We start from the raw sequence: 21,765 nt of genomic DNA, 5'->3' as shown, positions 1-21,765 counted from the left end.
CTTCAAATTTCAGGTGCTGTCCTCTTTCGCGACAGGGTGTAACAATGGGAGAATCATAGTGATCCATGGGTTTCTCCTTTCGGTGTTTTTTGTGCAGCAGCTTAATTCTGCCAAAAGGGGTCTCTATGGATCTTCTTTTTATTCAGTTGTTCAAGTTGATCTTACAATCTACCTTTTTTATTTAAGAATAAACAGCTAGCATTCCTCAATAAGTGAATCGATAGTACTTTAGGAGGAAATTTAGGCTCTGAGACGGATGCTATGTTAGACGCTTTGGGGGATGATTACACGTCTATTGTTGTTCTTTGCACACCAGCATCGGGGCGCGTAACCGTAGGTGGCTACATGTCTTTCGGTAGAGTCATTTTGTATAAAACAAAGGTCGCTTTAGATCCAAAAACTCTTATTCGAGATTCTAGAGTTCAAAAATCATTTGAGCAGCAGATAAAATATTCGGTTGCGTCTATACACATTAGAGACTTGAATCTCGGCAAAAAATGGTTGGCGAATGAAATCAGTCATTTGGCTAATATTAGAAATCGGATTATTATTTTCGACGCCGATTGCACAAGAAGATATTAATACGATCGGTGAAGCGGTTACTTTGAGCAGAATTAATTTATTTCTGTTGATCCAGGACCATTTACAGCAATATTGGAACCTAAATTAATCGTGCAAAAAAATCAACTAAAGATAAAAAATCTTAGTTGTTAAAGGAAGTATTAACCCAGTTGCTGAAACACAGATGGAAAACTTTTGGCTTACATAGCAGGTTTTCAATGTGTATATCAAAACTGAAAAGTTTATTGAAAACGATGAATCTAAATCGAAGGAAATTGATCGTGTCGTCAAAATTGTTGTCGGCCATATTGATCGCTATACTTTATTTAGTGTGACTGGGAATGGTATCCAGCCTGATTATCGATTGAATCTATCGCAATATGCAGTCAAAATGAATAAAACAGCGAGTGACACGATTAATTTTTCTATAGCTGAAATGGCGCATAAAATAGTCGAATGTATACCTTCAATACAAGGTATTTATATATCGGCGAAGGAGATATAACGGCCGCAGTTTGTAAAACTTGTCATACACTGGGATTAAAGTTGCTTGCGGAACCTGTCCCGCTAGCAGTTGAAGGTGTGCTTATTGCAGGAGATTTTCCCGATAAACACATAGTGACAAAAGGTGGGATGACTGGTAATTTTGACACCATTAATACTTGTATCGCAAAATTCATGGCAGAATTAAATATGTAACAGGGCAAGAAAAATAGCACTGAAATTAAGATTATAGTGTCGATTGGCATCTTACTTGTAGTTGTGTGAATTTGTAAAGAAGGTGTTTCAAGTTGTAATTGCATTTTCGACTTGAAATCGGGCACAGCGAACGCCGGCAGTATTTTAATGAAACAGATTATACGGTCAACCAAAAAGTACTGGCGGGATTGCGCCATGGGTTTACGACGCTAATTTGTATTGGTGATAGCATGCAGGAAAAGACTTATGGCGTCTCTGCGGAAGTGTTGGCAAGACAATTAAAAATTGCTTTGCATGGCGTGAAAACCGAGGATCTGGATCATATCTGGGTGGCCTATGAGCCTTACTGGGCCATTGGGGTTGAAGGAATTCCGGCCGAGTCACCGGTGGTAGATAAATTACACACTTATTTGCGATCGGTCTTAATAGATCTTTATGGAGAAAAAGGACAGATGGTGCCCTTGCTCTTTGGCGGCAGTGTCAATATCAACAATGCTGTGCCATATGCAAAGTGCCAGGATGTCGATGGCCTATTTATCGGCCGCTCTGCCTGGCAGTCAGATACCTTTGAAGCTATTATGATTGCGTTGGAAGAGGCCGGAATTCCTCAAAGATAAAAATAAGCGGGCACTATCATGTCCAGAGAAAAGTGTTTTTACTATTGCTGTCGACATTTTCCTGATTGCTATCACGCGATGATGACCTGCGGGGTAGACGATTGGACAGAACCAGAAGATATAATAACGGAAAGCAATTATACAGAAGCAAACGGCCTTCCTCTATATGAAAAGAAGACAGGTCGTGTTTTGGCAAAAGGCAAGGAATAAAAGCAAAATAAAAGACCGCAGGCCTGCGGTCTTTTATTTTGCCGGTTAAGCTTCCGGGATATTGGTTTCTGTCGGGGTATCGCCGGACAAAAAGAAGTTGAGATTGCGGACGAACACATCCGGATCGATACCATGGGCCAGACAGCCCTGTTCAATATCTTCAAAATGGGCGGCCATGCAGCCAAAGCAACTCATGCCCACCATGGAAAAATATTTTTCACTTTCGGGATACTGTTGGATCGCATCCAAAATGCCCATATCTTTTGTGATTTTAATATCCATTTCGCGTTTTGTGCTCCTTTTAGCAGTGATTTAAAGGCATTATAGCAAAGACGGCAGGCGTTGACAATTGTGATATAATGACAGCATTTCAAACAGAAAGATGCAAATAGATCGGAAAGGAGGCGGCTATGATTTTAAATACCGGCGGTCGGACCGACATTCCAGCTTTTTTCAGCGATTGGTGGATGAATCGTGTACGGGAGGGCTTTGTCATGGCACGCAATCCCTTTAACGCTCGACAGGTGACGCGCTATCGCCTGGATCCCAGGATTGTGGACGTGATGACTTTCTGCACTAAAAATCCCCGGCCGATGCTTAAGCGTTTGACGGCGCTGGCGGCATTTCGAACCTTCTGGTTTGTCACCATTACCCCCTACGGCCGGGAAATTGAGCCAGAGGTGCCGGATAAAATGCAGGTGATGACTGATTTTGCCGCATTGTCGAAAATCGTGGGCCGAAAAGCCGTGCATTGGCGTTACGATCCGATTTTTATCTCAGAAAAATACACGGTGGCGTATCATCTGCGTACCTTTGCACAAATGGCGCATCTTCTGACTCCTTATACCGACGTCTGCGTAATCTCTTTTATCGATTTGTATCGGAAAACGCGCCGGCAATTCCCTGAGGTGCGTGAGGTAACGCCAGAAGAACGCGTCGTTCTCGGCAGGAAGATGGCCGCTATCACCCGGGAAAACGGCATGTTACTGCGGACTTGCTCAGAGGGCACCCAGTTGATGGATGACGGTGTGGATACCGGCGGCTGTATGATACGTCGCGTATTGGAGAAGGCCTGCGGCATCCATCTGCAGGTGCCCGGAGGAAAGGCGGCGGCCACCCGCGCGGGTTGTGATTGCTTACTTGGCGCAGACATTGGGGCCTACAATACCTGCGGGCATGGCTGTCGGTACTGCTATGCCAATAGCGATGCCAGGACAGTGGCCCGCAATCGGGCGCGTCACGATCCGAGCTCACCGCTTCTGGTCGGCCGCCCATATCCTGAGGATCAAATCCACGAGGCGGATCAGCGCTCTTGGACAGACGGACAGATTCGGATGGCCTTTTAAGAGAGAGGCGCGGGGAGAACCAATGCAAAAAAATCATGTGATCAAAAAGCCGCAGGGAGTTTTGTTCGATATGGACGGGGTGATTTTCGACTCGGAAAAACTTATTTTGAAAGGGTGGCAGCAGGTAGCGGCAGACGCCGATATCCCCGATGTTGAAGCGGTACTTGCGCGATGCTTCGGCACCAATGAAGCGGCAACCAAGAAAATCTTTGCCGAGCATTACGGAGACGATTTCCCCTATGATGTGCACAAGGCGAAGGTTCGGACGTATTTTTTCTCCGTTTACGGAACGTTGGGGCATTTGCCGTTAAAACCCGGCGCGGTGGAGATCCTGTCATTTTTAAAGCAGCGAAATGTGAAAATTGCCTTGGCGACATCCACTCGGGCCGCGTTAGCGCAAAGGGAACTGGCGGACGCGGGTATCGATGGTTATTTTGATATCGTTGTCGGCGGTGATATGATCGCGCGTTCCAAACCGGCCCCAGATATTTTTCTGAGTGCTGCCAAGGCCGTTCAGCTGCCGTCGAACGGCTGTTATGTTATTGAAGACTCGTATAATGGGATCCGAGCGGCGGCATCGGCAAACGCCCGGCCAATCATGGTGCCGGATCAGGTGGCGCCGGATGGAGAGATGGAGAATCTGGCAGAGCAAATTCTGCCGGATCTTTTTGAAACGAGAGCATATTTAGAAAAACAAATTTGAAAAAAGCTGTTTTATAAAAAAACATGTGAAATAGATGACAAACAATCTTGAATAAACGAATGAAATCGTGTATAATAATTTGGGAATAAATTAGAGAGGTGTAATTGTGCTAACAGAAAATATTATCATCAAGAACACAGCCGGTTTACACGCCAAGCCAGCATCACTTTTTGTGCAAACGGCCAATGAGTTTACCAGCGAGATTTATGTGTGTAAGGGGTCAACTCGGGTCAACGCTAAGAGCATCATGGGGGTGATGATCTTGTCGGTGTCCCAGGGAGATGAAGTGACCTTAGAATGTAATGGCGATGATGAACAAGCGGCTATGGATCGCCTAACAGCATTAATCAATAATAAATTTGGCCTGCCGGATGAGTAAATGATCGCCGGGAAACTTGCGCTGTGAATGATGAACAGATTTAAATAGAATTTGAATAAAAAAGGGGCTATGGTATAATATTGCCGTAGTCCCTTTGCTTTAGGACGTACAAACGAAATTTTAAAGACGAGGAGTTTATGCGTCAATTTTTAAAAGAGTTGGCTGTCGGAATTTCTTTTTACACGCGCGTGCCCATTCAACTGAAGTCAGTATCAGAAGATGAGTTTTATCATTGCATGCTTTATATGCCGGTCATTGGCGTGTTCATCGGGGCACCGATGTTTGCTGCCGGATGGTTATTGGGTCATTGGCAGCGGACGGCTTTATCAGCGGTGGCTTTGCTTATTTTTTATATTTGGATCACCGGAGGTCTGCATTACGACGGCGTGGCGGATACGGTGGATGCGTTGTTTTCCGCGAGGGACCGCGATCGGATGATGGCTATCATGAAGGACAGCCGCCTTGGAGCATTTGGTGCCATTGGCCTGGTCCTGCTGCTTTTCACGATGTGGGGCAGTTATCAAGTTCTCATTAAAGCATTGCCGATCTCGCTTTTTCTCATGCCGGTGATCGGCCGCTATTGTGCTGTTCAGACCTGTGCTTTTTCGACTTATGCCGAGGGCGGCGGTGGTTTAGGCAAGAGGATCACAGAGATTGCCAAGCCCTGTCATGTACTGGTTTATTTGATTCTCATCGGCGGTTTGACCTGGTGGCTGCGGCCGATTTTATTGCTTGCTTTCGTGATTACGGTGGTTTTAAACCTGTTGCTGATGGTGTACTGCAACCGAAAATTCGCGGGGATTACCGGTGATCAGATTGGTCTCACGATTGAAATGACCCAGGCGGTTTTTATGGTTGCGACCGTTGCGATGATAGATGCGGCACCTGTGCTGACACAAATAACAGGAGGCCGTTTGGCATGACGGTCGCGGCGGAAAAACCTTTCCCGATGACAGATGCCGATATGGCTGCTTTTGGCTGGGAACAAGTAGATTTTGCTTTTGTCAGAGGGGATGCTTTTGTCGATCATTCGTCTTATGGTTCTGTGATGATTGCCGGCTTTTTAAAGGATCGCGGCTATCGTGTGGGAATGCTGGCTTAGCCCGACTGGACAGATGCAGAAGTATTTAAAATTTTTGGACGGCCGTGGCTGGCTTTTTTGGTGAGTTCCGGCAATATGGATTCGATGGTCTGTCACTATACGGTTAACCGCAAACGCTGTCACGATGATGCTTACACACCGGGAGGCAAGACGGGCAGGCGTCCGGACCGTGCCGTCATTACCTATTGCGTCCGGATCCGGGAAGCCTTTGGCAGGGTGCCGATTATCCTCGGCGGGATTGAGGCAAGTCTCCGCCGATTTGCGCATTACGATTATTGGTAGGATCAGGTGCGACGTTCGATTTTAGTCGATAGCGGTGCTGATCTGTTGGTTTATGGCATGGGAGAAAAGGCCATTGTCGAGGTGGCTGAGGCCTTGGATGCCGGTCTTGCCATCCGCGACATCACTTATATCAAAGGGACGGCGGTTTTGTTAGATTATGTGCCGGACGACGGCATCGAAATCCCATCTTTTGAAGCGGTATCGACGGATAAAAAAGCTTTCGCGAAAGCGGCGGTCATCATTTATGCCTGTAACGATCCCTTTGTGGAAGTTCCCTACTATCAACGGTGTGACCATCGGGTTTTTGTGCAGAATGCACCGTAAATGCCATTGACCGAAATGGAAATGGACGACGTTTATGACCGCGGCTATACCGGTCGGCAATGGTCGCCCGGACCGGAGGTAACCAGTCTTGGAGAGGTGCGGTTTTCCGTCACGGCGAATTGGGGGTGCTTTGGCAGTTGTGCCTTTTGTGCCATCGGCATGCATCAGGGGCGAATTGTTCAACACCGCAGCGCAGATGCAATTTTAAAAGAGGCTCGGATGATGACAAAGCTTCCGGCTTTTAAAGGTTATATTCACGATGTGGGCGGACCGACGGCTAATTTTTATGGCCTCGCCTGTGAAAAACAGCGACAGTCCGGCGCGTGCCGCCATCGCGAATGTCTGTATCCCGAGGTTTGTCCGAATATCAATGCCGACGAAGGGGAATATTGCCATCTTTTAAAGCAAATGCGAGAAATTCCCGGGGTTAAAAAGTCTTTGTGCGATCGGGAATTCGTTATGATTTTCTGACGGCCGATCACAAAAGCGATTTGTTTCAGGAAATAGTAGACTATCATATCAGCGGTCAACTGCGGGTGGCCCCGGAGCATATTTCGGACCGGGTGTTGGGCCATATGCTCAAGCCATCTTTCGGTTTATCAGGCATTTACCGAGCAGTTTAAAAAGATCAATGCACGTTCCGGAAAAAGCAATACCTGGTGCCGTATTTCATTTCTTTCCATCCTGGGACAACGTTGGCGGATGCCATAGCGCTCAGTGAATACCTGCGGGATCATCATCTGGAACCGGAACAGGTTCAGGATTTTTATCTGACGCCGGGATCTTTGTCGACGGCGATGTATTACACGGGATACGATCCGCTCACGATGGAGGAAATTCATGTGCCCAAAAGGCGGGAGAAAAAATTACAGCGCGCCTTATTGCAGTTCTGGGATCCCCAAAAATTATCAATGGGTTAAAGAAGCGCTGATATCCTGTGGGCGAGCCGACTTGATCGGCCGCGGACGACATGTATTGATCGCGCCGATACTGCTGGGACACATTCAGACGAATCAGTCAAAACATGAAAAGCACGACAAACGAAAAGCGGACAGCCAGGATCAGAACCAAGCACGGAAACAATGCATCAGAAGAAAGGAAACAAGAGGTAAGCGATATGGTTTACAAACCAGAAACAAGTGGAAGAAGCAGCAGCAGCTATACAGAGTCGGTCGAAGATTATATCGAAGAAATTTATGTGAATTACCGAAAAGGAAATGAAGGCGTGCGCATCACGGATTTAGCAGAAGCCATGAGCGTGACCAAAGCCAGCGCGACGGATGCGGTTAAAAAGATGAAAGAACGCGGACTCGTGAAGCACGAGCGTTACGGGCGGATTTACATCACAGAAGAAGGACTTGAAACGGCAAAGCGCGTGTATGACCGCCATGTGACCATTACGAAATTTTTTGAAGAAGCGCTGAACGTTTCGCCGGTTGTGGCCGAAAATGATGCCTGCGGCATCGAACACATCATTTCCGAAGAAACCTTTGGTCAGATGAAAAAATTCATGAAAGATCATCCAAAAGAAAAGTGAAGCATAAAACGAAAAAAAATGCATATCACATCGGCGATCGTCTGGTCGTCGATGTGACAGATTTAACAGCCCGCGGTGAAGGGGTCGCCCGTCACAACGGGCTGACTGTTTTTGTGGGCGGCGCCTTGCCGGGAGAACGGGCTCGGATCCGGGTTGCTGTTATTAAGCGGCAATATCTGGTGGGAACGTTAGAAGCGATTCAAGTGAGGGCGGCGGTCAGGCAAACGTCGCCTTGTGATTATTTTCCCAAATGCGGCGGTTGTCAGTGGCTGCATCTGAATGCCGCGGCTCAGACTGAACAAAAACGGCGGCGGGTGATGGACGATCTTGTGCATATTGGCGGTTTTGTGGATATTGCGGGTAAAGTGCGCGCCATGGTGAGTGCTGATTCGTCTGTGCATTATCGCAACAAGGCACAATTTAAAGTCAGCGAAGAGGGGATCGGCTTCTATGCGAAGGGCAGCCATCAAGTGGTTCCGATTGCGCATTGCCTGAATCAGATGACGCCGAATGATGATTTGATTTCGATTTTAAATCAATGGGTAAAGGATTCGCAAATCCCGATTTATCGGGAAGATAGCGGCGCGGGTAATTTGCGGGGAATTCTGGTGCGCGCCAATCGCCGTGGCGATATCATGGTGATTTTAATCGCGAAGACCCTTTCCGGCGTGAATATGGAGAGATTAGCTCGCCGACTGCGGGAAAGTCTTCCGGAATTGGCTAGTTTTTCAATTAACATCAACCCCAATCGGGGCAATCGCGTTATGGGGGAAGAAACCCGGGTGATTTTTGGTGCGCCGACCATTTCAGAAACGTTATGCGGCCGGGAATTTCAGATTTCGCCGGCTTCCTTTTTCCAAGTAAACACCGGGCAGGCTGAGAAACTGTATCAGCAGGCGATTCATTATGCGGGGCTGACCGGGCGGGAGTCGGTATTTGATTTGTATTGCGGCACGGGAACCATCGGCATCTGTATGGCCGATCGCGCCCGAAAAGTCGCGGGAATTGAAGCGGTGCCGGAAGCGATTGCCGACGCGAAAGAAAATGCCCGCCGAAATAACATCGATAATATTCAGTTTTTTTATGGCCGCTCAGAGAAGATCATGCCGGAACGCCTGGCTGCCGGCGATGCGGCCGATGTGGTGGTTGTGGATCCGCCGCGCAAGGGTTGTGCCAAGTCACTGCTTGAAACCATTGTCGCCTGCGGTGTGCCTAAAATCGTTTATGTTTCCTGCAATCCGTCGACCTTAGCGCGGGACTGCCGCTGTCTTGCCGACGCTGGCTACCGTTTGGAAGAAGTGACGCCTTTTGATTTATTTCCTGGAACGGGGCATGTGGAGACCGTCGCTCTTCTATCAAGGAGTGGGGAATAAATAAGGATAAAAAGATTTTGAATCAAAGGATTCCGGCAAACCGCTCAAACCTAGACGATTCTTCGAATCCCTTTTTTTATGTCGTTTAACAGTTGCTTTATTCAATTCAGCGATATGGTTTAAACAAAAGGGATAGTAAATAACGTATCTAAAATTTGACTCTTGACAAGGTAGTTAGAAAATGCTAACATATTTTTGTCGAGGATTTCCTCGATAAAAGAGGAGGGAATTTTGTCAAGTAAGCGACTATCAAAGGATGTAAGAAAAAACCAAATTCAACTTGCTGCAAAAAAGATCATTTTAGAAAAAGGGTTTTTTAACACAACGATGGATGATGTCATTGTATGTTCAGGCATGTCGGTTGGAGGAGTTTATCACTATTATAAAAATGTCTATGAGATTTTTTATGACATGATGTCTCAGGGGCTTGATTATGGTGAGGAGAGAAATTTTTTGAAGGTAGGAGAAAGACATGATTTAGATACTTTTGTTGATTTTATAATGGCTAAAATTTTTGATGATAATGACTACAAAGAATTATTTGCAATTCTTTTGGAGGGGATTGCGAGAGATCAGAAGCTGTTGAGAATATATAAAAAACTCAATATTAAATATATTGATATTCTTCATAGAGCATTTAAAGATTCAGGCATTTCAAAGGATATATTAGAGGATCGTTTTTTAATATTCTTCACCCATTCTTTACTGATCGGATATGCTTCATTCGAACCTTTAGGAAGCAAAGAATCATTTCAGGAGAATAAAGATATCGTAAAAAAAATGATTTTACTATATCTCGATAAATGGCAAGGGAGGAAAAATAAATGAAATTAAAATTAAAAGATGTGATTATCGTCAGTTTGCTCGGAGTTGTAGGCTTTGTGATCAGTATGGCGTCAGGAATGATAACACAAATATTTGGAACTTACGGGGTTTTCGTGCATGTTTCAATAGGAAGTTTATTATGCGCTCCTGTTTATTTTGTTATGTGCCATAGAATTCCTAAAAGAGGAGCAATATTTATTTATTATTTATTAGCAGGCATCATTTATTCTATTATGGGCTTTATTCCAATGCTGCCCATTATGGTTGTAGCCGGTTTGCTTGGAGAACTTTGCATAGGCAATAGAGACAATTATATCAACGATGGCAGAATTGGTGTTTCGTATGTTGTATCGCAGATTATCTATGCTCTGCATGGATTTTTCTTTATCCTTTTCTTAGGTGTAGAAGGATTAGTAAAAACGTTTCCGAATTTATTCACAACGGAAAAAGCTCAAATGGTAAAAGATACCTTTTTCAACCCGAAGAATATGGCCATTATATTGTCTGTAGAGATGGTTGCGGCCATTCTTGGAACACTGTTTGGGAAATACGTCAATAGAAAATTCTTCGATAAAACCAGCAAGAAAAAGGATATTTTGTCCTAATGAGCTTCGAGAATCGTCTGCTATTAAAACCATTGACCATTGGCATTCTCATAATTATGTATACAAGCGTTTTGCTTTTTAGCGAAATGCTTGTATACTGGTGCATGCTTCTTTTTAGTTTTTTTCTGCTTTTTTTGGTAAGTCCAAAAAAAGCATTTTCTTTTGTCTTGGTATATATTTTCTTGTTCACGGGAATAAAGATTTTATCAAAGATTTTTATAATGAATGGGTGGTTGGGTTCCATTTATACGATGGGACTTATTGTAATTAAGTTATTTCCGCTTTGGAGTTTGGCGGGGATCGCAACGAACTTTAACAATTCAGAAATTATTGCATCGCTAAGAAAGACTAAATTACCTAATAATTTATGCATTGGTGTTTCCGTTTTTATTCGTTTTATACCGGAATATAAACGCTATCTAAATGAAATCAAAGAAGGATTAAAAGTTAGAAATATTTCGTTTAATATACTGAAACCAATACATAGCATTGAAATGTATTTAGTACCTATGATTTATAAAGCATTTGAAACAGGCAATGTTTTGACTTGCGCATTGATCACAAAAGGGATTGAGTTTGATTGTAAAAAAACTTCTTATGCAGATTTATCATTAACATGGTGTGATTATGCAGCGATGATCGTCGGCATAGGATTTATAGGGATAGCGATATGGGAAAAGCTGCAGAAATAAATATCAATAAATTTTCTTATGCCGACAAAACGGTATTAGAAAGTATTAATTTTACAGTAGAAAAAGGTGAAGTTGTAGTCATAACGGGATTATCCGGCTCTGGAAAAACAACCTTAATGAGATTACTCAATGGTCTGATTCCGGAATTATATGATGGTAATTTGGCAGGAGAAATAAAGATATTGGGCAAATCCGTCAATGAATATAAGACCGGAGAGCTTGCGAAATATGTTGGCAATGTTTTTCAAAATCCTGACGAACAGTTCTTTGTTAATGAAGTTGAAAATGAAATCGCTTTGGTTGGTGAAAATACAGGAATGAAACGCGCCCTCTTACTAAAACGAGTGGAATATGCGATGCAGCAACTCGGGATATCGGATCTTAGAGGAAGAAAAATAAGAGACCTTTCAGGAGGACAAAAACAAAAAGTAGCCATCGCCTCTACCTTGGTATATGACAGTAGTATTGTTATTTTAGATGAGCCAACTGCGAATCTGGATTTTGCATCCATCGAAGAACTAAAAGATATTTTGAAAAAACTTAAAGATCAAGGGAAAACAATCATTATTGCAGAGCATAGATTATCTTATTTGAAATATATGATAGATCGTTTAATTCTTCTTAAAAACGGTCACCTTGAAAAAATTTTTTTACCAAAAGATTTAAATGAAAGTGTTCGTAAAGAAAATATGCTTAGGTGCTTTGATTATACAAATTTAAGGAGCGCAGCACCCAAAGTTGGTGAAGATATACTCATTAAAGTGGATGGGTTACTCATCAAGAATAAGGATTATCAGCTGAAAGATTATGTGAATTTCTCCTTAAACCGGGGAGAGTGCATGGCGGTGATTGGGGAAAATGGGATTGGTAAAACAACGATGGCAAAAGAACTCATCGGTCTTTTGCCGATGAAAAGCGGCAAAGTATCCTATGGGGCATCTCAAAAGAACAGACTGAAAAATACTGCCGCAAGTTTGCAGAATTGCGGAAATATGTTTTTTTATGAAACCGTTGAAAGAGAGTTAATCCCCTTAAAAAAGGAATCGGATGAGGCATATTTGGAGAAGATAAAGGAATATCTAATAGACCTGGAATTGTGGGATAAACGAATGATGAACCCACATGAATTGTCCGGTGGAGAAAAACAGAGACTTGCACTTTTGATTGCATTATTAAAAGAGTCAAAACTTGTCATTTTGGACGAACCAACTGCAGGGTTAGATTATAAAAGAATGATGTTGGTTTCTTCTGTTATAGAGGAAAAGACACAGGATGTTCCGGTTATTCTGATTACACATGATTTGGAGTTGTTATTTAAAACTTGCAACACAGCTTATCTCATATCAGAGAAAGGTCATAAAAAAATCTGTGTTAGAGGGAATGAAGATTTGATTATAAGCTTTTTTAAGGGTAAAGCTAAAGTGAAAAGCGCTGATTGTATATGGTCTGAGAAAGTAACAAATGGATGAGAAAATAGATATAGATAAAATATTATATAGGCTCTATTATATTAACTCTGTCAGGCGTGATTTCTGGACCGCTTGCGTATATTTTGCTGACAAATGTGATTGTAGCGCTGGTAAACAGCACTAAAGAAAGTGTCTTGAATATCCCATCCGGAAAACTAAGGAATATTATCGTTGATCAGGTCGATTCAAAGGAAACGATTTTGGCATATATTATTCTTGAAATGACCGCAAATATTATAGGTCCCATTCTATGGCTGATTTATCCAGAATAAGCACCATTACATAAGGAAATAAGCTTGATCTTAAATTCGCCTGATAGGAAGCGGAAAGACAACTTTCATCTGATTGCAAGGTTTTGGGGATGTAAACTCCGGCGAAATAATGATCGGCGGCAAGAATATTAAGGAATATATATTGCCGAATCGGATGAGTAATATCGCTATGGTGTTTCAAAATGTGTATCTCTTTGAAGATACGATAGAGAATAATATCAAGCTCGGTATGCCAGAGGCCACAAGGGAAGAAGTTATAGAGGCTGCGAAAAAAGCTATGCGTCATGATTTTATCGAAGTTCTCCCCGATTGGAGAAGGCGGCGCCAGTCCTTCCGGCGGAGAAAAACAGCGAATTCCATTGCGGGAGCGATGCTGAAGGATGCGCCGATTGTCATTTTCGATAAAGCGACAGCGAATGTGGATCCGGAAAATGAAGATAAGCTGAAAGCCGTCATTGAGGAATTGACGAAAAATAAGACGATTATTATGATTGCTCATCAGCTTTCTACAATACGAAATGCCGATCAAATTTTCGTTTTGAACAATGGAAAAATAGAACGACGAGGAACTCATGAAGAGCTTATGAGACAAGAAAGGCTATATAAAACTTTGATAGATATGAAAAATAAAACTACTACTTGGAAAATTGCGAATTAGTAAAATTTCAAATGGTATATCAATTGCGAAATGTTTCAGATTTTGGTGCTTTAAGCATTCGAAAATTTAGCTTGATAAAACACAAAGGAGGGTATCTATGATTGCAGTTATCAACATCATTTTGATTTGTTTTATCATTGACGCACCAAGACTTCTCGCGTCCATCGTGGCGACAGAAAGACGAAACTGTGTTGTGAAAGCGCCATAAAAATGCAACCGAAAAATGCCCGGACCTTCACCACAGCGTGAAAGTCCGGGCATTTTAGATTATGCATTCCGGGTGAGATGAAATCGTGACACAAAATGGTCGGCCGTACTGATGGCGGTATTGATAAAGAATACGGGAAATAAACGACAATAATATTATAAAAGTTAGAAAGTGTAAAATTCTTTAGTGATTTTTAAAAGGGATGATAACGCTATTGATAAAGAGCTACGAAATCGGATGCGAAAAAACAACAGAATCAGGAGAAATGAAAACGGTGTAATCCTCGAAAAATCTAAAAAATAACCGCATGGGAAAAATAGAAAGAGCAATGCAAAAAAGCGATTCAAAAGAATACATTAATATCAAAACATATTTTAATAAATATTAAATAATTGTATTATCTTATTGACACACCATAACAACGGATATAAGATAGACTCCGATAAAATAACAAGAAAAAAATTGAAGAGATCAGAGCACAGGTATGCTCGATCATTCAGGATAACGAAAGGTAAAAGACAATGAATGTGATCAAGCAAATCGAGGCGATGGTGCAGGTCCATGGTGATCGGTTGTGTTTTTCCTCCCGGTCGGGCAGCATGTGTTACGATGAGATGTGGCGCGATGCCGGGAAATTGGCTAATTGGCTCGACAGCATTCTGGGAGACAATCGGGATCCGGTGGTGGTCTACGGGCACAAGGATCCGCTGATGCTGGTGTGTTTTTTAGCATGTGCCCGCTCTGGCCGAGCTTATTGTCCCGTGGACACCAACATGCCGCCGGAGCGGGTGAGTGAAATTATTCAGATGGTGGCCAATCCGGTGGTGCTGACGACGGAAATGCTGAATGGCCGTGTGCCGGCAAGCAGCCGGGTGATGACGTCAGCAACCATCAGAGAGGTGCTGGCAGAGCAATCGGCGGCCTATATGAATTGTTACGATCCGGCGACCAACCATTATATTATTTTTACATCCGGAAGCACGGGCAAACCCAAAGGGGTCATGATTACAGGCGGTAATCTCGGTCATTATTTGGACTGGATCGTCGGCATCGGCAATGATGGGATGGCCGCCCCTCAGATTTATCTCAATCAGGCGCCGTTTTCTTTCGATTTGTCAGTGATGGATCTCTACCGCTCGCTGGTGACCGGGGGAACGCTGTGGTGTGTGGACAAGCCACTGCAGCAGAATGTGCCGGAAATGCTGATTTATATTCAGGCGGGGAAGATCAACACATGGGTGTCGACCCCTTCTTTTGCGGATGTTTGTCTAAGCGAAACCTGTTTTGACAGCGCACACTTTCCAAGCATTGATTTGTTTTTGTTCTGCGGTGAGACACTGCACAAGGCAACGGCGGCTAAACTGCTGACGCGGTTTCCTGCGGCGCAGGTGTTTAATACCTATGGCCCGACGGAAACGACGGTCTGCGTGACGGCAGTGTCCATCACTAAGGCGATGACCGCAGCGGAAGGTGCCCTGCCCATCGGAGTCCCCAAGCCGGATTTGGCGGTGCGCATTGTCGCCGAGGATGGCGGCCCCGCGGCACCCGGCGACAAGGGGGAGATGACCATTGTCGGGGATACGGTCAGTCCGGGATATTATCAGAATCCCGAAAAGACCGCTGCTGTTTTTTTCACCACGACCCTGAACGGCCGGCCGGTGCGGGGTTATCGCACTGGCGATGTGGGTTATTACGGGCCGGACGGATTGCTTTATTATGAAGGGCGCATGGATCAGCAGATTAAATGGCACGGCTATCGCATCGAACTCGGCGATATCGAAAGCAACCTGCTTAAACTTGATGGCGTGGCTAAGGCGGCGGTTGTCCCCAAGCGAAGCGGCGATCAAATCAAACATTTGGTGGCTTTTGTGATTCGCGAGGCGGCGCCTCATCCGATCCAGGAGGCCGACGTTTTTGAAAGAACGCCGGACGGTTGGATGCTCGCCGACGGCTATGCCGGACGCAAATGGGTGCGTGCGGGTCTCAAACAGATCGTGCCGAATTATATGGTACCCAAGCAGGTGGTTTTTGTCGACCATTTCCCGCTGAGCCAAAATGGCAAGATTGACAAAAAACAGCTGGCGCAAAGCCTCTGATAGGGCGAGAGGTTTACATCGTGCAATTATTTGGCGATAATTTATTTTTTATTTGGCTTGTGGTGCTGACTCTTCCGGCGATTTGGCTGGGTGTCCATGAGCAGCCCATCAAATATTACGGTGCGGCGGTCACGTTGTTTTTTGTGTGGATGGCCATGGGGAACAATCCCAAGGCGCTGGCCTACCTCATTGGCTTTCTGATTTATACTTTTGTGTTGATTCAGATTTATTTGAAGGTGCACAAAACAAAGGGGCGCAATGCCAAGCTATATCATCTGTTTTTGGGCTTAGCGATTTTGCCCCTGGCACTGAACAAGGTATTCATTGCCACCCACGACCCGCATGATATCCTGCGGTTCATGGGGATTTCCTACATGACGTTCAAATCTGCACAGATCGTCATCGAGATTTATGACGGCCTGATTGAAAGCGTCGACGTTCTTGAATATGCTTATTTGTTGCTATTCTTTCCGGCACTCAGTTCGGGCCCCATCGATCGCAGTCGGCGTTTTAACGATGATCTTCGCCAGGTGATGCCCAAGGCGGAATATCTCGATCTGGTTGGGATTGGATTGTTTAGGATCCTGCGGGGGCTGGTCTATAAAAAAGCCATTGCGACCGGCTTTTATCAGTTAATGATTTGGTTTGGCATGGGACATTCCCTGCGTGGCGGTTTGATTTATATGTATACCTACGGTTTCTACCTGTTTTTTGATTTTGCAGGATATAGCGACATGGCCGTGGGGGCGAGCTATCTGTTCGGCATCAAGACGCCGGACAACTTCAACAAGCCTTTTGTGAGTGCGGATATCAAAGAATTTTGGGATCGCTGGCACATCACCTTGTCCCATTGGTTCCGAGATTTTGTGTTTTCGCGCATCACGATGAACATGATTCGCAAGAAGCGATTTAAAAATAAATTGACTCGAGCATCGGTGGCGTTTATTATCAACATGGGCATCATGGGCTGCTGGCACGGCCTCACGTCCTATTATATTGCCTATGGCCTGTATCACGGGGCGCTGCTCTCGGCAACGGAGATCTTTCAGAAGAAATCGAAATTTTATAAGCGACACAAAAAAGATAAAGGGTTTAAAGTGATATCGTGGTTTGTGACTTTTAATTTGGTCATGTTTGGATTTTTGATTTTTTCAGGGCATTTGAACGCTTTGCTCCACCTTTAACGGATGAAAGACAGCAAGCATGCGACGGCTGAAAAATAGATGCGGAGCAGCAAAGGAAAACAAAGAAAGAAGGAGAAAAAAATGGAAGAAGAAATTTTGGCGATTTTAGAGGAATTATGCGGCGACGAAGTCGTTCGGGAAGATTTGGATATTAATTTAACGGAAGAAGACCTGCTCGACTCTTTGGATTATGCTGAACTGTTGACGGAAATCGAATCGACTTTCGGTATCGTGATCTCGCCATCAGAGGTCGCCCGGGAAGACATGGACACGCCGAATAAAATCATCGCTCAGGTTAAAAAGCGTTTGGTACAGTAGGCTTTTACGATGCGAAAAGTCAAAGCGTTTTGCGTGGCGACGCTGTTGTTTTGCTGCTTTGCTGTGGGGTTGCACGCCATTTGCGTGAGCACCGGACTTAAAGCGAAGGATCATCGGTTTGGCACCTGGGACAATCGCTATAAAGATCTGTCTTATAACGGGCTGCGGATGAATATCGCAAAGAAGACCATGGCCGTGTTTGGCTCTTCAGAATTTCGGCATGGCAAAAACACAGCCTATCATCCACGCAATATATTTGCCCATTCGGATGTTCGGCTGATGACGATCGGCGGTCCCTTCAACCAGACTCTTTTTCACACAGTGGCACTCGGGGCAATCGGCGATCAGGTGAAGAGTAAAAAAGTAGTACTGCTGGTTTCGCCGACGTGGTTTGCGGGCAAGGGCGTTAAATCAAAGGCCTATGCGCTGCGGTTTTCCAAAACAGAATATATGGCTTTTATGGAGAATCCGAAAATTCCAGTCGATGTTAAGCGGTACGTGGCCAGACGTTCAGAGAAACTTTTGGCGCACGATCCGAAGCTGAGTCGCTTTGTAAAAAATTGCAATGAGGTAAATCTTGGGAAAAACCCGAAGCTTTTTCAGCGTCTTCTGTATCTGTCCAGCAAGCGTTACGCCACAGACACGGACTATATTACTATGAGAGTGGCCATGACCTTTATGGCAGACCGCAATACCCACAACCGGGCGGTAGAGAAGGTGCTCGGGCCCTTGCGGAAGAGAGCCCGGATGCAGGTGGTTCAGGGACTGAGGCGGAAAGGCATTGTGACGTCGAAAGATCTCAAACAATTTATGGCGCGCGAAAAAGTCTGGCAGCAGGTGCGCAAAGCCAGCCAAAAACGATCGAACAATGCATTTTATATGTCCGATAGAATGTGGCGAAGCAAGTATGCCAGGCTTGCGCCGAAGATGGCCGGGGCTCACGCCCATGCAAACTGGGAAAAGACTGCGGAATACGACGATTTGCGTGCCTTTTTAAAGATCTGCAAGGCCAGGGGTATCAAGCCGATGCTGCTCGTGTTGCCGGTCAACGGTTATTGGTATGACTATACCGGAATGACGGCCGATAAGCGCAGTGTGGTGAACCGCAGAGTCAAGGCAATGGCGGCTGCTTACGGCGCGAGGTATGTTTCGCTGTCGAAATACGATTATCGACCGTACATCACGACGGACGCCGTTCATCCCTGGAACGAAGGATGGTTTCAAATTGATCAGAAAATTAATGCCTATTATCAGCAAAATTAAAAAAATTCTCGGGACGATTTCCTGGCGTTACACGCTTTATTTTTTCATCCTAATGGTCGTGCTTTATCTGTTTTCGATGTTCGGCAGCATGCTCAGCTCGCCGGGGTTTGTTTACGAGGCATTTTAACGCGGAATCATCGTTTTGCTGTGGCGGATATATTGGCTTGATAGTGATTTCCAACTTGACAAAAAAGTGTGTGTTGTGATATATAAAGAAACAATTTAAAGTGGAACGGAAGAGAAGTAATTCAAAATAAAGCTGATCCAGAGAGCTGTTGGCTGGTGCGAAACAGTGCGTGCGATTTTGAATGAATGGCCTTCCCAGCGCGACCGGAACGCGGATTGTGAACGGCAATCCGCTATTATGGGAGACGGAGCAAGTCCCTTCGTTAACAAAAGACGGCGTATTCGGATTTGTCCGCGTATGCGCTAAGTGGATTGCCCAATAATGGCAGTCAAGCCGGGTGGCACCGCAGAAATCAAAGTGTATTTTCTGTCCCTGCATCAGATCCTTTGAGATCGTGTTGCGGGGACTTTTTATTTACAATCTTTCGCAATGGCGATCGACAGTATTTCAATTCAGCGGAGGCAAAAACATGAGCAAGCATATTCCCTACAAGATTTATCTCGAAGAATCGGAAATTCCGAAACAATGGTACAATGTCCGTGCCGATATGCAAAACAAACCGGCGCCGTTATTAAATCCGGCAACCAAACAGCCAGTCACTTTTGACGATTTGACGTCGGTTTTCTGCGACGATTTGGTGGCCCAGGAACTGGACGATGACACGGCGTATTTTGATATCCCGGATGCCATCAGAGAATACTATAAAACCTACCGCCCTTCGCCGTTGGTTCGGGCCTACAATCTCGAAAAGGCGCTGAGCACACCGGCAAAGATTTATTACAAATTTGAAGGCAACAACACCAGCGGCAGCCACAAACTCAATTCGGCCATCGCGCAGGCCTATTATGCCAAGAAGCAAGGGCTTAAAGGCGTAACCACCGAGACCGGCGCCGGCCAATGGGGGACGGCACTTTCCATGTCCTGTGCGTATCTGGGCCTCGATTGCAAGGTCTATATGGTTAAGGTGTCCTACAAGCAAAAACCTTTCCGCCGGGAGGTGATGCGCACCTATGGCGCCGATGTAACCCCGTCGCCGTCGATGACCACCGAAATCGGCAGGCAAATCAACGCAGCACATCCTGGGACCACCGGCAGTTTGGGCTGTGCTATTTCTGAAGCAGTAGAAACAGCCACAACTCATGAAGGCTATCGTTATGTGCTGGGATCGGTGCTCAATCAGGTGGTGCTGCATCAGTCGGTGATCGGGCTGGAAGCGCAGACAGCCTGCCGGAAATACGGTATCGAGCCGGACGTGATCATCGGCTGTGCCGGCGGCGGCTCTAATCTCGGCGGTTTGATCTCGCCATTTATGGGAGAAAAGCTGCGCGGCGAAAAGGACTATCGCTTTGTGGCCGTAGAGCCGGCCTCTTGTCCGAGCTTTACCTGGGGCAAATTTGCCTATGATTTCTGTGATACCGGCAAAGTTACGCCGTTGGCGAAGATGTATACTTTGGGATGCGACTTTATTCCATCGGCCAATCACGCCGGCGGACTGCGCTTTCACGGCATGAGCCCGATTCTTTCCCAGCTCTATCACGACGGACTGATGGAGGCCGTGGCGGTGGAACAAACTTCGGTCTTTGCCGCCGCGGAACAATTTGCCCGGGTTGAGGGCATTCTGCCAGCGCCGGAAAGCGCGCATGCCATTCGTGTGGCTATTGACGAAGCGCTCAGAAGCAAGGAAGCCGGCGAAGCCAAAACCATTCTCTTTGGCCTGACGGGCACGGGCTTCTTTGACATGACGGCCTATGAACAATTTAACGACCACGTCATGGGGGATACGATTCCGGGCGATGACGAATTGAGCGGCAGCCTTTCGGAATTGCCAAAAGTCGATTGAAGCATCAGTATTCAAAAACTGCTCCTTTGAATTTGGAGCAGTTTTTTGTGCTGAGAGTTGGATAATTGAATGATTGTGACCAAATGATTTCTGTTATTGACAAGTTTTAACATTATCGTTAAGCTTTAAATATCACAGGGGAGCTCTTGCTGAGAAAGGCACATGCCTGACCCTCATGACCTGATCCGGACAATGCCGGCGCGGGGAGTGAAGCACAGCCCCTCCTGAAATCAAGGAGGTTTTTTATGTTTAAGAATTTGCAGGGATTTTTTGAAGCGGGAATCGGCAAGACCGCGATTGTTGCGGCGGTGGTCGTTCTGCTCGCGTTACTTTCGCTGATGGATCGCGGTTATCGGGATGAGACGGGCAATTCTCGGCCGCTTGATGTCCGGGCATTGACCATTTCAGCATTGATGATTGCGATGGCCATGGTGCTCTCGCAGATCCGATTGTTCAAAATGCCCCAGGGCGGATCCGTTACCGCTTTTTCGATGTTGCCCATCGCGCTGTGCGCTTATTTGTTTGGGACGAAGCGGGGCATCATGGCTGGGGTTTGCCTGGGGCTGATCAATCTGATGTTTGATCCGTACGTGATTCATCCGGCGCAGCTGCTTATTGATTATATCCTGGCATTTGGCGCCTTGGGCATTGGTGGATTAGTGCGGTATCAGAAAAACGGTTTGATTAAAGGGTATCTGATGGGGATTTTTGGGCGCTATATTTGCGCGGTGGTCTCAGGGGTTATCTTTTTTGGCGCCTATGCGCCAAAACAATTTAATGCCTGGACTTGGTCGCTGTGGTATAATTTAACTTATATCGCGGCGGAAGGCGCCGTCACGGTGATCGTGCTGTGTATTCCGGCAGTTAAAAGATTGTTTGAAAGAGCCCAGAAACGGGTAGATGCAGCAGACAGCATGTCTTAATCAAAGAGAAAAGGTCGGCGAACGGCATCGTGTCTTTTGATATTGATGCGGCAAAAGCGCGATAAGCGTGCAAAAATTTGATCTAAGCAGCGGAGGCCAGGGCTTCCGCTGTTTTTTTGTGTCACTTCCGAAAGACATATTCCGGTAAAACT

21 protein-coding genes, 1 pseudogene and 1 riboswitch are annotated in these 21,765 nt (G+C 45.4%); of the genes and pseudogenes, 21 read left to right on the top strand and 1 reads right to left on the bottom strand.

The features are described from left to right. Nucleotides 1–216: 216 nt before the first annotated feature. From V3C63_RS09455 to V3C63_RS09445, 3 genes are all read left to right on the top strand, one after another. Nucleotides 217–582, top strand: a complete 366-nt coding sequence (locus V3C63_RS09455; RefSeq protein ID WP_329887532.1) for a four-carbon acid sugar kinase family protein — start codon at nucleotides 217–219, stop codon at nucleotides 580–582. A gap of 199 nt (nucleotides 583–781) precedes the next feature. Further along, nucleotides 782–1,066, top strand: a complete 285-nt coding sequence (locus V3C63_RS09450; protein WP_329887531.1) for a hypothetical protein — start codon at nucleotides 782–784, stop codon at nucleotides 1,064–1,066. A gap of 292 nt (nucleotides 1,067–1,358) precedes the next feature. Next, entirely contained in the window at nucleotides 1,359–1,877 is a 519-nt protein-coding gene (locus tag V3C63_RS09445; RefSeq protein WP_329887530.1) for a triose-phosphate isomerase family protein, read from the top strand. A 255-nt stretch (nucleotides 1,878–2,132) separates the two neighbouring features. Here the strand turns inward: V3C63_RS09445 and V3C63_RS09440 are convergent, their stop codons facing one another. Beyond that, nucleotides 2,133–2,369 carry a DUF1858 domain-containing protein gene (locus tag V3C63_RS09440; protein ID WP_329887529.1) on the bottom strand — a complete coding sequence of 79 codons (237 nt, stop codon included), beginning with the start codon at nucleotides 2,367–2,369 and terminating at the stop codon, nucleotides 2,133–2,135. A gap of 128 nt (nucleotides 2,370–2,497) precedes the next feature. Here V3C63_RS09440 and V3C63_RS09435 point away from each other — a divergent pair, with 128 nt between their 5' ends. From V3C63_RS09435 to thiT, 18 genes and pseudogenes are all read left to right on the top strand, one after another. Beyond that, entirely contained in the window at nucleotides 2,498–3,433 is a 936-nt protein-coding gene (locus V3C63_RS09435; protein WP_329887528.1) for a DUF1848 domain-containing protein, read from the top strand. A gap of 22 nt (nucleotides 3,434–3,455) precedes the next feature. Continuing rightward, nucleotides 3,456–4,136 (top strand): HAD family hydrolase, encoded by a 681-nt coding sequence (locus V3C63_RS09430; RefSeq protein ID WP_329887527.1) that lies wholly within the window; start codon nucleotides 3,456–3,458, stop codon nucleotides 4,134–4,136. Between the two features lie 106 nt (nucleotides 4,137–4,242). After that, on the top strand, nucleotides 4,243–4,515 hold the full coding sequence (locus tag V3C63_RS09425; RefSeq protein WP_006598366.1) for an HPr family phosphocarrier protein: 273 nt from the start codon (nucleotides 4,243–4,245) through the stop codon (nucleotides 4,513–4,515). A gap of 137 nt (nucleotides 4,516–4,652) precedes the next feature. Continuing rightward, nucleotides 4,653–5,438 (top strand): adenosylcobinamide-GDP ribazoletransferase, encoded by a 786-nt coding sequence (gene cobS / locus V3C63_RS09420; RefSeq protein WP_329887526.1) that lies wholly within the window; start codon nucleotides 4,653–4,655, stop codon nucleotides 5,436–5,438. Continuing rightward, a pseudogene (locus tag V3C63_RS11835) lies at nucleotides 5,435–7,444 on the top strand (YgiQ family radical SAM protein). The gene cobS and the pseudogene V3C63_RS11835 overlap by 4 nt, the downstream one beginning before the upstream one ends. Beyond that, nucleotides 7,341–7,760: a metal-dependent transcriptional regulator gene (locus V3C63_RS09395; protein ID WP_281672430.1), complete on the top strand. Its 420-nt coding sequence runs from the start codon at nucleotides 7,341–7,343 to the stop codon at nucleotides 7,758–7,760. Before V3C63_RS11835 ends, V3C63_RS09395 begins: the two are co-directional and overlap by 104 nt. Next, nucleotides 7,757–9,133, top strand: coding sequence for a 23S rRNA (uracil(1939)-C(5))-methyltransferase RlmD (gene rlmD / locus V3C63_RS09390; RefSeq protein ID WP_329887522.1), 1,377 nt, complete (start codon nucleotides 7,757–7,759; stop codon nucleotides 9,131–9,133). The genes V3C63_RS09395 and rlmD overlap by 4 nt, the downstream gene beginning before the upstream one ends. A 231-nt stretch (nucleotides 9,134–9,364) precedes the next feature. Further along, nucleotides 9,365–9,961, top strand: coding sequence for a TetR/AcrR family transcriptional regulator (locus V3C63_RS09385; protein ID WP_329887521.1), 597 nt, complete (start codon nucleotides 9,365–9,367; stop codon nucleotides 9,959–9,961). Then, nucleotides 9,958–10,563 carry an MptD family putative ECF transporter S component gene (locus V3C63_RS09380; RefSeq protein ID WP_329887520.1) on the top strand — a complete coding sequence of 202 codons (606 nt, stop codon included), beginning with the start codon at nucleotides 9,958–9,960 and terminating at the stop codon, nucleotides 10,561–10,563. Before V3C63_RS09385 ends, V3C63_RS09380 begins: the two co-directional genes overlap by 4 nt. Further along, entirely contained in the window at nucleotides 10,563–11,255 is a 693-nt protein-coding gene (locus tag V3C63_RS09375) for an energy-coupling factor transporter transmembrane component T family protein (RefSeq protein WP_329887519.1), read from the top strand. Before V3C63_RS09380 ends, V3C63_RS09375 begins: the two co-directional genes overlap by 1 nt. Beyond that, on the top strand, nucleotides 11,234–12,724 hold the full coding sequence (locus V3C63_RS09370) for an ABC transporter ATP-binding protein (protein WP_329887518.1): 1,491 nt from the start codon (nucleotides 11,234–11,236) through the stop codon (nucleotides 12,722–12,724). The genes V3C63_RS09375 and V3C63_RS09370 overlap by 22 nt, the downstream gene beginning before the upstream one ends. 381 nt (nucleotides 12,725–13,105) lie before the next feature. Further along, the gene (locus tag V3C63_RS09365) at nucleotides 13,106–13,654 is read left to right on the top strand and encodes an ABC transporter ATP-binding protein (protein ID WP_425355377.1); all 549 of its coding nucleotides are present in this window, start codon (nucleotides 13,106–13,108) and stop codon (nucleotides 13,652–13,654) included. A 729-nt stretch (nucleotides 13,655–14,383) separates the two neighbouring features. After that, nucleotides 14,384–15,958: a D-alanine--poly(phosphoribitol) ligase subunit DltA gene (gene dltA / locus V3C63_RS09360; RefSeq protein ID WP_329887517.1), complete on the top strand. Its 1,575-nt coding sequence runs from the start codon at nucleotides 14,384–14,386 to the stop codon at nucleotides 15,956–15,958. Nucleotides 15,959–15,978: 20 nt separating this feature from the next. Next, nucleotides 15,979–17,142: a D-alanyl-lipoteichoic acid biosynthesis protein DltB gene (gene dltB, locus V3C63_RS09355; RefSeq protein WP_329887516.1), complete on the top strand. Its 1,164-nt coding sequence runs from the start codon at nucleotides 15,979–15,981 to the stop codon at nucleotides 17,140–17,142. Between the two features lie 81 nt (nucleotides 17,143–17,223). Further along, nucleotides 17,224–17,460, top strand: a complete 237-nt coding sequence (gene dltC / locus V3C63_RS09350; RefSeq protein WP_329887515.1) for a D-alanine--poly(phosphoribitol) ligase subunit DltC — start codon at nucleotides 17,224–17,226, stop codon at nucleotides 17,458–17,460. A 9-nt stretch (nucleotides 17,461–17,469) separates the two neighbouring features. After that, nucleotides 17,470–18,723, top strand: coding sequence for a D-alanyl-lipoteichoic acid biosynthesis protein DltD (gene dltD / locus V3C63_RS09345; protein WP_329887514.1), 1,254 nt, complete (start codon nucleotides 17,470–17,472; stop codon nucleotides 18,721–18,723). 596 nt (nucleotides 18,724–19,319) lie between these two features. After that, entirely contained in the window at nucleotides 19,320–20,690 is a 1,371-nt protein-coding gene (locus tag V3C63_RS09340; protein ID WP_329887513.1) for a TrpB-like pyridoxal phosphate-dependent enzyme, read from the top strand. Between the two features lie 126 nt (nucleotides 20,691–20,816). Next, a riboswitch (TPP riboswitch) is annotated at nucleotides 20,817–20,914 on the top strand. Between the two features lie 21 nt (nucleotides 20,915–20,935). Then, nucleotides 20,936–21,613 (top strand): energy-coupled thiamine transporter ThiT, encoded by a 678-nt coding sequence (gene thiT / locus V3C63_RS09335; protein WP_329887512.1) that lies wholly within the window; start codon nucleotides 20,936–20,938, stop codon nucleotides 21,611–21,613. The last annotated feature ends 152 nt before the right edge of the window (nucleotides 21,614–21,765 follow it).

The organism is Pseudoramibacter faecis, assembly GCF_036289405.1.
In the GTDB taxonomy this organism is placed as follows: Bacteria; Bacillota; Clostridia; order Eubacteriales; family Eubacteriaceae; genus Pseudoramibacter; species Pseudoramibacter faecis.
This window is presented reverse-complemented; position numbering and strand designations above follow the sequence as displayed.

What these genes read in the sequence shown, in the direction of transcription:
- V3C63_RS09440 (WP_329887529.1), bottom strand. Translation starts at nt 2,369, where the DNA reads ATGGATATTAAAATCACAAAAGATATGGGCATTTTGGATGCGATCCAA.
- V3C63_RS09435 (WP_329887528.1), top strand. Translation starts at nt 2,498, where the DNA reads ATGATTTTAAATACCGGCGGTCGGACCGACATTCCAGCTTTTTTCAGC.
- V3C63_RS09430 (WP_329887527.1), top strand. Translation starts at nt 3,456, where the DNA reads ATGCAAAAAAATCATGTGATCAAAAAGCCGCAGGGAGTTTTGTTCGAT.
- dltD (WP_329887514.1), top strand. Translation starts at nt 17,470, where the DNA reads ATGCGAAAAGTCAAAGCGTTTTGCGTGGCGACGCTGTTGTTTTGCTGC.
- V3C63_RS09375 (WP_329887519.1), top strand. Translation starts at nt 10,563, where the DNA reads ATGAGCTTCGAGAATCGTCTGCTATTAAAACCATTGACCATTGGCATT.
- thiT (WP_329887512.1), top strand. Translation starts at nt 20,936, where the DNA reads ATGTTTAAGAATTTGCAGGGATTTTTTGAAGCGGGAATCGGCAAGACC.
- cobS (WP_329887526.1), top strand. Translation starts at nt 4,653, where the DNA reads ATGCGTCAATTTTTAAAAGAGTTGGCTGTCGGAATTTCTTTTTACACG.
- V3C63_RS09365 (WP_425355377.1), top strand. Translation starts at nt 13,106, where the DNA reads ATGATCGGCGGCAAGAATATTAAGGAATATATATTGCCGAATCGGATG.
- V3C63_RS09380 (WP_329887520.1), top strand. Translation starts at nt 9,958, where the DNA reads ATGAAATTAAAATTAAAAGATGTGATTATCGTCAGTTTGCTCGGAGTT.
- V3C63_RS09340 (WP_329887513.1), top strand. Translation starts at nt 19,320, where the DNA reads ATGAGCAAGCATATTCCCTACAAGATTTATCTCGAAGAATCGGAAATT.
- V3C63_RS09395 (WP_281672430.1), top strand. Translation starts at nt 7,341, where the DNA reads ATGGTTTACAAACCAGAAACAAGTGGAAGAAGCAGCAGCAGCTATACA.
- V3C63_RS09370 (WP_329887518.1), top strand. Translation starts at nt 11,234, where the DNA reads ATGGGAAAAGCTGCAGAAATAAATATCAATAAATTTTCTTATGCCGAC.
- dltA (WP_329887517.1), top strand. Translation starts at nt 14,384, where the DNA reads ATGAATGTGATCAAGCAAATCGAGGCGATGGTGCAGGTCCATGGTGAT.
- dltC (WP_329887515.1), top strand. Translation starts at nt 17,224, where the DNA reads ATGGAAGAAGAAATTTTGGCGATTTTAGAGGAATTATGCGGCGACGAA.